Origin of the sequence: Marinobacter daepoensis DSM 16072, from assembly GCF_000421165.1 — a bacterium.
GTDB classification, from domain to species: Bacteria; Pseudomonadota; Gammaproteobacteria; order Pseudomonadales; family Oleiphilaceae; genus Marinobacter; species Marinobacter daepoensis.
Genome location: NZ_ATWI01000016.1, coordinates 80638 through 93065 on the forward strand (window position 1 = coordinate 80638; position 12428 = coordinate 93065).

Annotated in this window: 12 protein-coding genes; 1 reads left to right on the forward strand and 11 read right to left on the reverse strand. The window is 56.8% G+C overall.

Translation table 11 applies throughout. The annotated features are described in order from the left end of the window. Positions 1 to 4 precede the first annotated feature (4 nt). The 8 genes from rdgC to K325_RS0117855 all read right to left on the reverse strand — a co-directional run bounded on the left by rdgC (position 5) and on the right by K325_RS0117855 (position 5849). Positions 5 to 931, reverse strand: coding sequence for a recombination-associated protein RdgC (gene rdgC, locus K325_RS0117820; protein WP_029655617.1), 927 nt, complete (start codon positions 929 to 931; stop codon positions 5 to 7). Positions 932 to 1030: 99 nt separating this feature from the next. After that, positions 1031 to 1231, reverse strand: a complete 201-nt coding sequence (locus K325_RS0117825; RefSeq protein WP_029655618.1) for a DUF2788 domain-containing protein — start codon at positions 1229 to 1231, stop codon at positions 1031 to 1033. A gap of 63 nt (positions 1232 to 1294) precedes the next feature. Continuing rightward, complete coding sequence (gene yaaA, locus K325_RS0117830) at positions 1295 to 2065, reverse strand: peroxide stress protein YaaA (RefSeq protein WP_029655619.1); 771 nt, start codon at positions 2063 to 2065, stop codon at positions 1295 to 1297. Positions 2066 to 2077: 12 nt separating this feature from the next. Next, entirely contained in the window at positions 2078 to 2311 is a 234-nt protein-coding gene (locus K325_RS0117835) for a glutaredoxin family protein (RefSeq protein ID WP_029655620.1), read from the reverse strand. After that, positions 2311 to 3063 carry a YciK family oxidoreductase gene (locus K325_RS0117840; RefSeq protein ID WP_029655621.1) on the reverse strand — a complete coding sequence of 251 codons (753 nt, stop codon included), beginning with the start codon at positions 3061 to 3063 and terminating at the stop codon, positions 2311 to 2313. The genes K325_RS0117835 and K325_RS0117840 overlap by 1 nt, the downstream gene beginning before the upstream one ends. A 64-nt stretch (positions 3064 to 3127) precedes the next feature. Then, entirely contained in the window at positions 3128 to 3793 is a 666-nt protein-coding gene (gph, locus tag K325_RS0117845; protein WP_211218175.1) for a phosphoglycolate phosphatase, read from the reverse strand. Further along, positions 3783 to 4499 (reverse strand): bifunctional 2-polyprenyl-6-hydroxyphenol methylase/3-demethylubiquinol 3-O-methyltransferase UbiG, encoded by a 717-nt coding sequence (gene ubiG, locus K325_RS0117850; RefSeq protein WP_029655623.1) that lies wholly within the window; start codon positions 4497 to 4499, stop codon positions 3783 to 3785. The genes gph and ubiG overlap by 11 nt, the downstream gene beginning before the upstream one ends. 21 nt (positions 4500 to 4520) lie before the next feature. Beyond that, positions 4521 to 5849, reverse strand: coding sequence for a TRZ/ATZ family hydrolase (locus tag K325_RS0117855; RefSeq protein WP_029655624.1), 1329 nt, complete (start codon positions 5847 to 5849; stop codon positions 4521 to 4523). Between the two features lie 202 nt (positions 5850 to 6051). On the opposite strand from K325_RS0117855, the gene mtnA reads away from it, so the two are divergent. Continuing rightward, on the forward strand, positions 6052 to 7107 hold the full coding sequence (mtnA, locus tag K325_RS0117860; RefSeq protein ID WP_029655625.1) for an S-methyl-5-thioribose-1-phosphate isomerase: 1056 nt from the start codon (positions 6052 to 6054) through the stop codon (positions 7105 to 7107). Here the strand turns inward: mtnA and K325_RS0117865 are convergent. The 3 genes from K325_RS0117865 to K325_RS0117875 form a co-directional block, all read right to left on the reverse strand. Further along, positions 7100 to 7870 (reverse strand): helix-turn-helix domain-containing protein, encoded by a 771-nt coding sequence (locus tag K325_RS0117865; RefSeq protein ID WP_029655626.1) that lies wholly within the window; start codon positions 7868 to 7870, stop codon positions 7100 to 7102. The genes mtnA and K325_RS0117865 overlap by 8 nt on opposite strands. Positions 7871 to 7873: 3 nt before the next feature. After that, positions 7874 to 10039 carry a carboxy terminal-processing peptidase gene (locus tag K325_RS0117870; protein WP_029655627.1) on the reverse strand — a complete coding sequence of 722 codons (2166 nt, stop codon included), beginning with the start codon at positions 10037 to 10039 and terminating at the stop codon, positions 7874 to 7876. A gap of 223 nt (positions 10040 to 10262) precedes the next feature. Further along, the gene (locus K325_RS0117875; RefSeq protein ID WP_029655628.1) at positions 10263 to 12413 is read right to left on the reverse strand and encodes a 3-hydroxyacyl-CoA dehydrogenase NAD-binding domain-containing protein; all 2151 of its coding nucleotides are present in this window, start codon (positions 12411 to 12413) and stop codon (positions 10263 to 10265) included. Positions 12414 to 12428: the final 15 nt, after the last annotated feature.

Consider the following 12428-nt stretch of genomic DNA (forward strand, 5'->3'; position numbering starts at 1 on the left):
CTGACTATTCCTCGACGATCGCGGAGCGGTCTTCTCCGCCCAAGGCTTCCAGCAGGCCCGGGATCAGTCGTGACAGTTCCAGGGTCATGATGGTGAACGCTGCATCGAACTTGGCCAAGGCGTCGTCCACATCAACGTCATCCAGCTGTTCCTGAAGGGTTTCGCCGAACTTGAGGCGGCGAATTCCCAACTCTTCATCCAGCACAAACGAGACATTGTCATCCCAGGTCAGGGCCAGCTTGGTCACCTGCATGCCTGCCTGCAGGTGGTTGAGGATTTCATCTGCTTTCAGGTCAAGGCCTTTGCACCGAACCACTCCGCCATCTTCTGACGGATCTTTCAGCTCGCATTCGCTTCCCAGAGTGATGCTCGCAGGGTGGTCAATGCTTTCGTTCAGCCAGCCGGTGAAGGTAAAAGCAGGGGATTGTTCAACCGCAGGTGGCCGAACGGGAAGAGAGCCCAGGCTTTTACGCAGCGTGGAGGCAAGGTCTTCGGCTTGCTTAGCTGAGCCTGCGTCGACCACAAGAACGCCATCCTGTGGGGCAAGATAGGCAAAGCAACGGCGATTTCGTGAAAAGGCCTGAGGCAGCATTTCCAGCATCACCTGTTCTTTGAGTTCGTCTTTTTCCTTGCGTCGAACCTTTCGGCCCTGTTCCAGTTCAATGGCTTCAGCCCGTTCCTCGACCATTTCCTTGATCACGGGGCCGGGCAGGATTTTCTCTTCTTTTCTCAGGGCAATCAGGTGATAGCCGTTCGCGCTGTGTACCAACTGATCTCCGTGCTTGCCAAGCGGAGGCACCCAGCCCTGGCGCTGAGTTTCCTGGGGGCCGCAGGGCTTAAAAGCATCGGCCTGGAGTTTCTCTTCCAGAACGTCGGCAGAAATGTCGAAGGGTTTGGTGAAACGGAAAATGCGTGCGTTACGGAACCACATTGGGGCGAATCCTTGGTCAGATCGGGACTTGTCGAATCAGGGAAAAGGGCAGGGATGATACGGCTACCGGGCGGTAGCCGTAAAGTGACCAGAGACTCGTCAGATTTGCATCACTTCTACCAGAACGGTCTTAATGATAAAGCCGAGAACGCCGGCGCCAAGAACGGTGAAGAGTGCAATGGTGCCAAATTTGCCTGCCTGAGATTTTTTGGCAAGATCCCATACGATGAACCCCATCCAGCCAATAAGGCCTGTCAGAAGTACCATCATGGCGATCTGGGAAAATACAGCTTCGTTCATGATAACTCCGATATCAACAAAGGTCTGACGGTTTAAATGGATGCTTTTGAGGGGGCGGTCGAATCAGTGCTCGTCCCGCAGGAAAATCCAGTTGTTGCTATCAGATTGGTCTTCACTGAAGTAGTAGCCGTCCAGGTTGAAGCCCTTGAGATCGTCGGCCTGTGTGATCCGATTCTGGATCGCATAACGGCACATCAGCCCACGTGCCTTCTTGGCATAGAAACTGATTATCTTGTACTGTCCGTTTTTCCAGTCTTTGAACTGCGGAGTAATCAGGCGCGCGTCGAGTTGTTTCTTCTGGACACTTTTGAAGTATTCGTTCGAAGCCAGGTTGACCAGCACCTTGTCGTCGTTGGCGAGCCTGTGATTCAGGGCCTCTGTAATCCTGGTTCCCCAGAAGGCATAGAGATCTTTGCCACGGGTATTCCCGAATCGGGTTCCCATTTCCAGGCGGTAAGGTTGCATCAGGTCTAGCGGTTTGAGCAGGCCGTAGAGGCCCGAAAGAATGCGCAGGTGGTTCTGGGCGAAGGCGAAATCCTCTTCGCTGAAGCTCTCTGCATTCAGCCCTGTGTACACATCACCTTTAAAGGCCAGCACGGCCTGTCGGGCATTGTCCGCTGTAAACGGCGTGCACCAGGACTGAAATCGCTCCGCATTCAGTTGGCCAAGCTTATCGCTTATGCTCATGAGGTTGCTGATCTGATGGGGCTCCAGCTCTTTGAGCTGGTCAATCAGTTCGCAGGCATCGTCCAGAAAGTCCGGCTGGGTATGGGTTTCCGTTGCCAGTGGGCTCTCGTAGTCCAGTGTCTTGGCTGGAGAGATGATCATCAGCATGTCAGAGAATCCTCATTGCAGAAACGTCAGTAACTGGTTGCCGGTAAATGGCCAGTCCAGTTCGGCCCCGGTATCGTTGCGGCGTAGTACCGGAATACGGGTGCCATAGCGCTCAACCAGAGCTTCCGACTGGGCGATATCCACCACATCCACCGGGATCGGCTCGGGCATGGGAGTGTTCACCAGCAGAGCCTCGGCCAGTTCGCATAAATGGCATTGTGAGGTTGTATAAAACAGGAGTTCCATCAGCGTTTGGGTTGTGCGTCAATCTGCTGGCCATTTACCCCTTGGCTGTCCCGCCCCATCAGGTACAGGTACACAGGCATCAGTTGCTCAGGGTCGGGGTTATTCTTCGGAGCTTCTGCCGGGTAGGCCAGAACCCGCATGCCGGTCCGGGTTGCTCCGGGATTCAGGCTGTTTACGCGGATATTGTGGCGCTCGTCATTCAACTCGTCGGCCAGCAGCTGGGCAAGCCCCTCTACCGCAAACTTGGAAACAGCGTAGGCTCCCCAGTAAGCCCGTGCCTGACGACCAACGCCGGAAGAGGTGAAAATCATGGAGGCATCGTCGGATTTGCGCAGCAGGGGGATCATGGCACGACTGAGCAGGAACGGTGCTGTCGCATTCACCTGCATCACCTTGCTCCAGGTTTCCGGATCATAGAGTTCAACCGGGCTACGGGAGCCCAGAATGCCCGCGTTGTGGAGCAGGCCATCAAGACGACCGAAGTTGTCTTCAAGAGTCATCGCCAGTTCTTCGTAATCCTTGACCGCTGCGCCTTCGAAGTTCATGGGGACGATGGCTGGCTGGGGATGCCCGGCCGCCTCGATCTCGTCATACACTTCTTCCAGCCGGGAGACGGTCCGGCCAACCAGAATAACGGTCGCTCCGTGGGCGGCATAGGCTCTCGCCGCAGCACGGCCGATGCCGCTGCCTGCGCCGGTTACCATGACAATGCGGTCTTTCAGAAGATCAGCGGGTGCCTGGTAATCTTGCATAACCTGTCTCCGTAAATCCGGTTTGAACCGGCCACACGCCAGGCCGGCGAAAAATGATTGGGCGTTATTGTAACAGCTTTGCCAGATCGCTGACGGTATCGACGACAACGTCGGCTTGCCACAGATCAACCGACTCCGGTTGTTCGATGTAGCCATAGCGCACTGCGATGGTGTGCATTCCGGCATTGCGGCCAGCCTCGATATCCCGTTCGTGGTCCCCCACATAGATGGCGTTGCCCGGCTCTGCCTGAAGCGCCCGGCAGGCAAGGAGGAGCGATTCAGGATGCGGTTTTCGTTCGGTAACGTGGTCCGGGCAGACCAGAATGGCACAACGTTGAGCCAGCCCCAGAGCCTTGATTAACGGTTCTGCGAAACGAGCGGGCTTATTGGTCACAATGCCCCAGGGAATCCCCTGGTTTTCGAGGTTTATGAGGAGCGACTCCATGCCATTAAACAGGGTTGTCTCAACAGCGACACCTGCCTCATACAGGTCGAGGAAGGCCGTGTGTTTTTCTGCATAGCCCTCGTGTTCTGGTTCCAGTCCAAAACCGACCCGGATCATAGCTCTGGCTCCGTTGGATACGGAACGCCGGATCTCTTCCGGTGGCAGGTGAGTGAGCCCGTGTTGAGCGCGGAGTGCGTTCAGGCATCGGATGAAATCCGGTGCGGTATCGATCAGAGTGCCGTCCAGATCAAACAGCACTGCGTCTGGGGAGCGATCAGTTTTCACGGGCATCTCGGGCATGCATCAGGTAATTGACATCCACATCGCGGCCCAGCTTGTAGGCTTTGGTGATGGGGTTGTAGGTCATGCCCGTGAGTTCACGAATGTCCAGCCCGGCGTGGCGAAGATGGTCCGACATTTCTGACGGGCGAATGAACTTCTTCCACTCATGGGTACCCTTGGGCAGCATGTTGAGTACGTATTCTGCTCCGACAATTGCAAACAGGAAGGACTTCGGGTTGCGGTTGATGGTCGACACAAACATATGGCCGCCAGGCCGCAACATGCTGGCGCAGGCGCGAATGACGGAGGCTGGGTCTGGAACATGTTCCAGCATTTCCAGGCAGGTGACGACATCGTACTGGCCTGCGTGCTCAGGGTCTCGGGCCAGTTCCTCAATGGTGGTCTGCCGGTAGTCAACCTTCACCCCGGATTCCAGCCCATGTAGTTTTGCGACCGACAACGGGGCCTCACCCATGTCTATCCCGGTCACGTGAGCCCCCCGCAATGCCATGCCTTCGGACAACAATCCTCCACCGCAGCCAACATCAAGCACTCGCTTGCCGGCCAGTGCGACTCGTTCATCAATGTAATTCAGCCGGAGGGGATTGATGTCGTGCAGGGGCTTGAACTCACTGGTTGGGTCCCACCAGCGGCTGGCGAGCGCCTCGAATTTGGCGATCTCATTCTGGTCTACGTTCTGGTTGCTCATGATGGGAAGTACTCCGGATAATCAGCTGAGAATCTGTTTGCGCCATTCGTTTACCCTCAGTACCAGGTCTGGTACATCAATGCGGGTAAGTATGCCGTCCTGTAATTGTGGTACGCCATGAATCCAGCTGTGGCTTACCGCCCGGCCGTGGTTGCTGTAAACCAGATGAGAGGCAGGGTCATAGACGGGTTGAAGGTAGGGGTCACTGAGGTCGACGGCAATCAGGTCGGCCAGTTTGCCGGCAACCAAAGACCCGATCTCCTGATCTCTGCCTAACGCTTTGGCCCCCCTCAGTGTTGCCATCTCAAGGGCCCGGTGGGCAGACAGTGCCGCGGCATCGTTGGCCACGGCCTTGGCGACCATCGCAGCGGTTTTCAGCTCGCCGAACAGGTCCAGATCGTTGTTGCTGGCGGCTCCATCGGTCCCGATGGTGACGTTGATGTCGTGGTCGAGTATTTTCTGGACCGGACAAAAGCCGCTGGCCAGCTTCAGGTTGGATTCCGGGCAATGGACGACGTGAGCTCCCGTCTGTTTCAGCAAGAGCAGATCGGATTCGTCAACCTGAGTCATATGCACACACTGGGTGTTGCTGCTCAGCACCCCCAGCTCTGCCATCCGCGCCAGCGGACGTTTGCCGGTGTTTTTGAGGGCGTCGGCCACTTCAAAGGCGGTTTCATGGAGGTGGATCTGTACCGCTGCGCCAGTGTCTTCGGCGAGCGCTACCGCTGATCTCAGTGGCCCGTCTGATACGGTGTAAGGGGCATGTGGGCCAATGGCCGGCATGACGTAGTCGTCCTGTTGCCATTGCCGGATCAGCTCTGCACCTTTGTTAAGATATTCTTCTGGCCCGGAACCCCACACGGTGGGCATATCCATTAGCGGAAAACAGATCTGGGCACGCATCCCGGTGTCGTGAGCCGCCTGCGCGGAAATCTCCGGGAAGAAATACATGTCAGAGAAGGTAGTTGTGCCGGTTCTAAGCATCTCGGCCATTGCCAGCCGGGTGCCGTCGGTCACAAACTGCTCGCTGACAAATTTGCCCTCCGCTGGCCATATGTGGTCGTTAAGCCAGGTCATCAGGGGAAGGTCGTCTGCCAGCCCCCGGAACAGTGACATGGCCGTGTGGCCGTGGAGGTTGATCAGCCCGGGGAGAACGACGTGCTGATCCAGCGTCAGGGTTTCCCGGGTGCGGTAGTGATGGTCAGCCTCGGTCTGGGGAACGATGGCCAGAATGCGGCTGCCCTGAAGTATGATCGCCTGGTGCTCAAGAACGACGCCAAAGGGTTCAACCGGGATCAGCCAACGGGCATTGATCCGGGTGTCGGCTGTGGTGATGGTGTCTGCCGTCATTGACCTGCCTTGAGGGTTAAGGGCACTACAGGTGCCTGAAAATCCAATGGGCAAGTATAACCAGCGGCGTGGGGCAGAACTACCCCGGCAGCGTTCACCGGGGTCTATTTTCCGGACATTGGTCAAGCCTCTTCAAAACGGGGCGGTCAATCTGGTTTGATAGGGCTATACTCGCAGCTTTTCTTTAGGCACGGAGTTTTCTATGTCGAATCGACCGTCCAAACGTTCTGTTGGGACCGTTGCCATGCGTTGGCATGGTGACAGGTTGGAATTGCTAGATCAGCGACGGCTTCCGGCTGAAGAGCACTGGATTGTCGCGGATGGAGCGTCTGCGGTGGCTCAATGCATTACCGATATGGTGGTGCGGGGCGCACCAGCGATCGGAATCAGTGCGGCCTATGGCGTCGCATTGGCGGCCCGTCATGCCGGAGGCGGTGATTGGCAGGCCGAGATCAGGCAAGCGATTCGGGTGCTGGCAGCATCCCGGCCAACGGCGGTCAATCTGTTCTGGGCGCTGAAGCGCATGGAACAGGTTTTTCACTCGTGTCACTCACTGAACGACGCAGCGGATCGGCTGGCGGTTGAGGCGGTTCGCTTGCACGAGGAGGACCTCGCGGCCAACCTTGCCATGGCGGGGCACGCTCTGGATGTCATGCGCCCGGATAATCCAATAGCGGTACTGACCCATTGCAATACCGGGGCACTTGCCACCGGTGGGTATGGCACAGCTCTGGGGGTGATTCGGCGTCTTCATGAAGAATCGCTACTTGACCGCGTCTACGCCGATGAGACCCGGCCATGGTTGCAGGGCAGTCGGCTGACGGCCTGGGAGCTGACCCGGGATGAAATCCCTGTCACGCTGAATGTCGATGGCGCGGCGGCGGCCATCCTGGCTGCCGGTAAGGTAAAATGGATCGTTGTGGGCGCAGACCGTATAACGGCAAATGGCGACGTCGCAAATAAAATCGGGACGTATAATCTGGCGGTCCTGGCGCGTCATCACAAGGTCGGTTTTATGGTGGTAGCGCCCTCCAGTACCGTGGATATGTCTTTGGCCTCAGGGAAGGAGATTCCGATAGAGGAACGGGATGGGAGCGAGCTTCTGGAATTGCGGGGAATGCCCTTGGCACCAGTGGGTGTGCCGGTGTTTAACCCGGTGTTTGACGTTACCCCTGCCGGCCTGATCGATGCGATTGTGACGGAGAAAGGGGCCGTGCGTAACCCTGATCTCACCGGCATGCGGGCTTTGTTTACCTGAGCTTTCGGTTCGGAGCCGGTTTGTCCGGCTCTGCCTCGGACTGCTGCAGGCCGGCCTTCAGTTCGGCCACTTCCTTTTCCTGTTGCTCAATAAAATGCAGGGACATTTCAAAGCTCTGTCGGGTGAACTCCAGAACTTTTCGGAACCCGTCGTCTGAGAGGTTGCGGGCGTCATCATGCCGCCGGAAAATGTTAATAAACTCCCGCTCTCGTTCGAATTGCAAGGGGATTCTGCCAACGCCCCAGTCATTCAGAATCTGCCACACTTCCGGGTTGTAGTTGCGGGTCGTGCGCATGATGAATGGGATAGGGTCGTTACGGGCCACCAGAGCTGCCAGCCGGAGTATGAGCTCAAACGACAGCGTGGCAGTGCCGTTTTCGATGGCCTCAAGCAGAGACTTGTCTTTGAGGTTGAGAGCCTCGCTCATTTCAGAGAGTGTGAGCCCGGCCACTTCCCGGATGTCTTTCAGGGACTGGCCTGCGGTGAGCATGGCTCTTAACTGGTCTTGAGAGTTAATCAGTGCCCGACCCACCCGCAGGGATGTGTCTGTTGCTTTTGCACCCAGCCGGAGGGCTGAGCCGGTCAGCCCGGCAATGCGTTCCAGAACACTGTCAGACGTTTTTTCTTTCGGGCCGGGGGAGGCCAGTTCTTCGGCCTCATCCATGGAGTACATGGCATGCAGGGCGTCCAGTAACATATCCCGGAAGACACGAGCCCGCTGTTGTGTGCCGTCACGGGTCTCCCGGGGCGCCTGCTGAGCCACGATTCAGGGCGCCTCGGCTTTCACTGCAAACTGCGTTGGTATCAGGATAGAGGCCGTGCGCTGGTCAAGTTCCAGGAGGTCGGCCATGATGTGGCCGCCTTCCTGAATGACAAAGTCCAGCTCATCATCGGTGTTATCCAGGTCAGCTGCCTGTTGATCCTGCCAGTCTTCCAGTGCTTCGAGGTCTTCAAACGGTTCTTCTCCTTTCAGAGCCCGTCGGGCATTGGCGATGGTCAGTCGCGTCTGCTCTATCTGGCTATGCTGGCTCTTGCGCTTATCCACATTCAGGCTGACGTAATCCATTTCCCGCTGTCCGTTCAGGAACTCGATCTCCTGTTGGAGCAGTTTGAACTCCGGGTTGGTCGCGAACCGATCTGCGTGGCGTTCCCTCAATTCGTCAATCACGCCAGTGAAGTCGAAGTAGCGGGTATGGGGCACGGATTCGATCTGATCCCACGGCAAGGCGTGGTCGAGGGCATCTTCGCCGATTCGGGTCTTGTCAATCCGTGAAGGGATCTCGATGTCCGGTATCACCCCTTTGTGCTGGGTTGAGCCGCCGGAGACCCGATAAAACTTGGATTGGGTGATTTTCAGTTGCCCGTGGTTCAGTGGGCGAACCGCCTGCACGGTTCCTTTACCGAAGGTCTGCGAGCCAACCACCAGGCCGCGACCGTAGTCCTGAATCGCGCCGGCAAATATTTCCGATGCCGAGGCACTCATCCGGTTGACCAGAACAACCAGCGGCCCGTCGTAGACCACGGACGGGTCTTCATCCGCAAGTACCTGCACATCGTTGTTGGCGTTGCGGATTTGCACCGTGGGGCCTTCATCGATAAACAAACCGACCAGATCGTTGGCTTCGTGCAAGGCGCCCCCGCCGTTGTTTCTCAGATCCATCACCACCCCGTCCACACCGTCGGTTTTAAGCTCGCTGATCAGCTTCCGGACGTCGCGGGTGGTGCTCTTGTAGTTGGGGTCTCCCGCCTGCATGGCCTGAAAATCCGCGTAAAAGGTCGGAATGTTGATCACACCAATCCGATAGGTTTCCCCCTGTCGCTCCAGTTCGATCACATCTTTGCTGGCGCTCTGTTCTTCCAGCTTCACTTCATCTCTTTTGATCGAAATGGCTCGTGTGATGGTTTCGTCGCTTGCGTTGGCCGGAATGACTTCCAGGGTAACGCTTGAGTTACGTGGTCCCCGAATCAGATCAACAACTTCATCCAGGCGCCAGCCAATCACGTTGACGGGCTCCTCGTTTTCCTGGGTAACGGACACAATACGGTCAGCCGGTTGCAGCTGGCCTTGTTTTGACGCCGGGCCACCAGGCACCAGGCGAACCACTTTGGTGTACTCATTGTCCGATTGAAGAACTGCGCCAATCCCTTCCAGGGAGAGACTCATGTTGATGTTGAAATTCTCGGAGGTGCGAGGCGAGAAATAGGAGGTATGTGGATCCCACATTCCAGTGAATGCATTCATGTAGGCCTGGAAGGCGTCTTCACTGCGCGCCTGGTAGGCCCGTTTAAGCTGACCTTCGTAACGCCGGCGAAGGGTTTCTTCGATGGCTTCATCTTCGGCGCCGTTCAGGCGCTGTGCGAGCACGGCATTTTTAATGCGTTTGGTCCACAGTTCATCGAGAGCTTCGGCGTCTGCCTCCCAGGGGGATTCTGAACGATCCACCCGGATCTTGTCGTCGGCGCTGAAGTCCAGTTGGTCCAGGCCATTGTCGATTACGCCCAGAGCGAACTTCAGGCGATCAATGACACGTTGCTGGACCAGGTTGTAAATATCGAAACCGGGTTGAAGCTGCCCGGTTTTAAGGGCCGACCCCAGATGTTTCCTGACTCCGGAGAGCGCATCGATGTCTTTCTGGGTCAGGTAAACGCGTTGGCTGTCCAGATAGTTCAGATAGGCATCAAACACATCGCCGGACAATTGGTCGCTGATGCCGAGATTGCGGAAATGTGTGAACTGAAGTTGCCGCGCGATCAGGATGTTGGCCCGGGCCTGATCGATTGTGGGGGCAACGGGCTCGTATCTGGCGGAGTCGTCAATCTTGGCGTAAGCGCCTGAGACGAGTAAGCCCAGAGTCAGAGCCGTAACGGCGCCTGCTTTCCGGGTAAAGGAAGACAGGGAACGACGCTGCAAGGATTTTTCCGCGATAGTCATAAATGCATACCTGAAGCTGCTGGGCAATCCTTTTGAGCGCACCGCCCAAATACCCGTGACTGTTCAATTTATTGTAGGCAACCGCTACACCTGTTGCCATAGGGTAGGCGTATCGCTTCGTGACAATATGTCCATATACGTGTCGGCCTGAAGGTTTAGATGGGGCCGATAGGAGGGATATAAAAGGGGGCGGGCCGGAGGTATTAACCTCCGGCCGACAGAGTCAGGCGAACGTTTCGTTGCGTTCTGCTTTCTGCATCAGTAAGGAGGGCGGGGTAAAACGCTCGCCATACTGCTGGGCCAGTTCCCGGGCCCGTTCCGCAAACGCCCGGACACCATATTGATTCACGAACTGGATGGCGCCGCCAGTCCAGGGGGCGTAACCAATGCCGAAGATGCTGCCGATGTTGGCGTCTTCGACCGTTCTGAGAACACCTTCTTCCAGGCAACGAATCGTCTCAATGGCCTGAATGAACAGGATACGGTCTTTCAGATCCTGTAGTTGCACATTGCGGGCCCTGGTCTGATCCACAAACCGGCTTTCCAGCTCAGGCCAAAGGTATTTCTTGCCTTTATCCGGGTACTCATAGAAACCGGCACCAGCGGCTTTACCTTTACGATTGTGGGTATTCACCATAGCGTCGATGACGGCCTCGGCCGGGTGAGGGGTCCATGCACCTCCCATAGCTTCGGTGTCTTTTTTGCTCTGGGCGCGAATGTGTTGCATCAGGGTCAGGCTGACTTCGTCCGAAATGGCCAGAGGGCCTACGGGCATGCCGGCCAGCACCCCCGCGTTTTCGATGCTGGCGGGGTGAATGCCCTCAGCCAGCATGCTGATGCCCTCGTTTACAAAGGTTCCAAACACCCGGGATGTGAAGAATCCACGGCTGTCATTGACTACGATGGGAATCTTTCCGATTTGTTGTACGTAGTCAAAAGCCCGGGCCAGCGTCTCATCGGAGGTTTTCTCACCGACAATAATTTCCACCAGCTGCATCTTGTCGACAGGGGAGAAGAAATGCAGGCCGATAAAGTGGTCCGGTTTGGCGGAAGCCTCAGCCAGTTGCGTGATGGGGATGGTGGACGTATTGGAGGCAAAGATGCCATTTGCGGCCATGCGGAGCTCAGCTTCCCGGGTGACGCTGGCTTTCAGTTCGCTGTCCTCGAAGACCGCCTCGATAATCAGGTCGCAGCCACTGAGGTCTTCGGCCGATGCGGTGGGGGTTATCCGGCCCAGGATTTCGTCTCGCTGTGCTTCGGTCATTCGGCCCCGGCTGACTTTTTTGGCCAGTAACTGTTCGGAGTAGTGTTTGCCTTTTTCGGCATTCTCCATTGAGACGTCTTTGAGTACCACGTTTACTCCGCGGCTGGCCGTGGAGTAGGCGATACCCGCACCCATCATACCTGCGCCCAGAACCCCGACTTTCCGGAATGTTTCTTTGTCGACGCCGCCAGGGCGGCTACCTCCTGCTTTGATGGCGTTGAGCTGGAACCAGAAGGTGCCGGTCATGTTCTTGGCAACCTGCCCGGTAACCAGCTCGGCAAAGTAACGGGTCTCGATAAGGCTGCCGTTGTCGAAGTCTACCTGAGTGCCTTCCACGGCGGCTGCCAGGATTCGTTCAGGCGCCGGGTAACAGCCTTTGGTTTTTTGTTTCAGCATGGCAGGTGCAATGGCCAGTTTCTGGGCCATGGCAGGGTGGTGAGGCGCCCCGCCGGGAAGTTTGAACCCTTTCTGGTCCCACGGTTGCCGACAGGCAGGGTTGGCATCAATAAAGGCTCGCGCCTTGGCCATCATATCGGTAGCCGAACTGGCCAGTTCGTCGACGATACCGGCTTTGAGGGCGGTCTTCGGGGTGATTTTTTTGCCTTCCATCAGAAATGGGAATGCCGCTTCCAGGCCAATCATTCGGGGTAAGCGCTGGGTACCACCGCCTCCCGGTAGCAGCCCCAGGGTTACTTCGGGCAATCCCAGTTGCGTGCGGTCATCGTCCAGGGCTATCCGATAATGGCATGCCAACGCGAGTTCGAGGCCGCCCCCCAGAGCGGTGCCGTTGAGGGCTGCAACGACTGGCTTGCCACAGGTTTCCAGGGCGCGCATATCGGCTTTCAGGTCGTTGACCATGTCCTCGAATGCCTGGGCCTGCTCGCGGGTGACGGTGTGAAGCTCGTTCAGGTCTCCGCCGGCAAAGAAGGTCTTCTTGGCGGAGGCAATAATAATACCTTTTATGTTGTCCAGATCGCCTCTGACCCGGTTGACCGTGTCTGTCAGGGCGCTACGGAATTCGTTGTTCATCGTGTTGGCAGACTGGCCGGGCATGTCGATAGTGAGGGTCAGGATCTGATCTGAACCGAGGTCGTATACAATGGCACTCATGGTGGATTCCTTTAT

What these genes read in the sequence shown, in the direction of transcription:
- rdgC (WP_029655617.1), bottom strand. Translation starts at nt 931, where the DNA reads ATGTGGTTCCGTAACGCACGCATTTTCCGTTTCACCAAACCCTTCGAC.
- K325_RS0117825 (WP_029655618.1), bottom strand. Translation starts at nt 1,231, where the DNA reads ATGAACGAAGCTGTATTTTCCCAGATCGCCATGATGGTACTTCTGACA.
- yaaA (WP_029655619.1), bottom strand. Translation starts at nt 2,065, where the DNA reads ATGCTGATGATCATCTCTCCAGCCAAGACACTGGACTACGAGAGCCCA.
- K325_RS0117835 (WP_029655620.1), bottom strand. Translation starts at nt 2,311, where the DNA reads ATGGAACTCCTGTTTTATACAACCTCACAATGCCATTTATGCGAACTG.
- K325_RS0117840 (WP_029655621.1), bottom strand. Translation starts at nt 3,063, where the DNA reads ATGCAAGATTACCAGGCACCCGCTGATCTTCTGAAAGACCGCATTGTC.
- ubiG (WP_029655623.1), bottom strand. Translation starts at nt 4,499, where the DNA reads ATGAGCAACCAGAACGTAGACCAGAATGAGATCGCCAAATTCGAGGCG.
- K325_RS0117855 (WP_029655624.1), bottom strand. Translation starts at nt 5,849, where the DNA reads ATGACGGCAGACACCATCACCACAGCCGACACCCGGATCAATGCCCGT.
- mtnA (WP_029655625.1), top strand. Translation starts at nt 6,052, where the DNA reads ATGTCGAATCGACCGTCCAAACGTTCTGTTGGGACCGTTGCCATGCGT.
- K325_RS0117870 (WP_029655627.1), bottom strand. Translation starts at nt 10,039, where the DNA reads ATGACTATCGCGGAAAAATCCTTGCAGCGTCGTTCCCTGTCTTCCTTT.
- K325_RS0117875 (WP_029655628.1), bottom strand. Translation starts at nt 12,413, where the DNA reads ATGAGTGCCATTGTATACGACCTCGGTTCAGATCAGATCCTGACCCTC.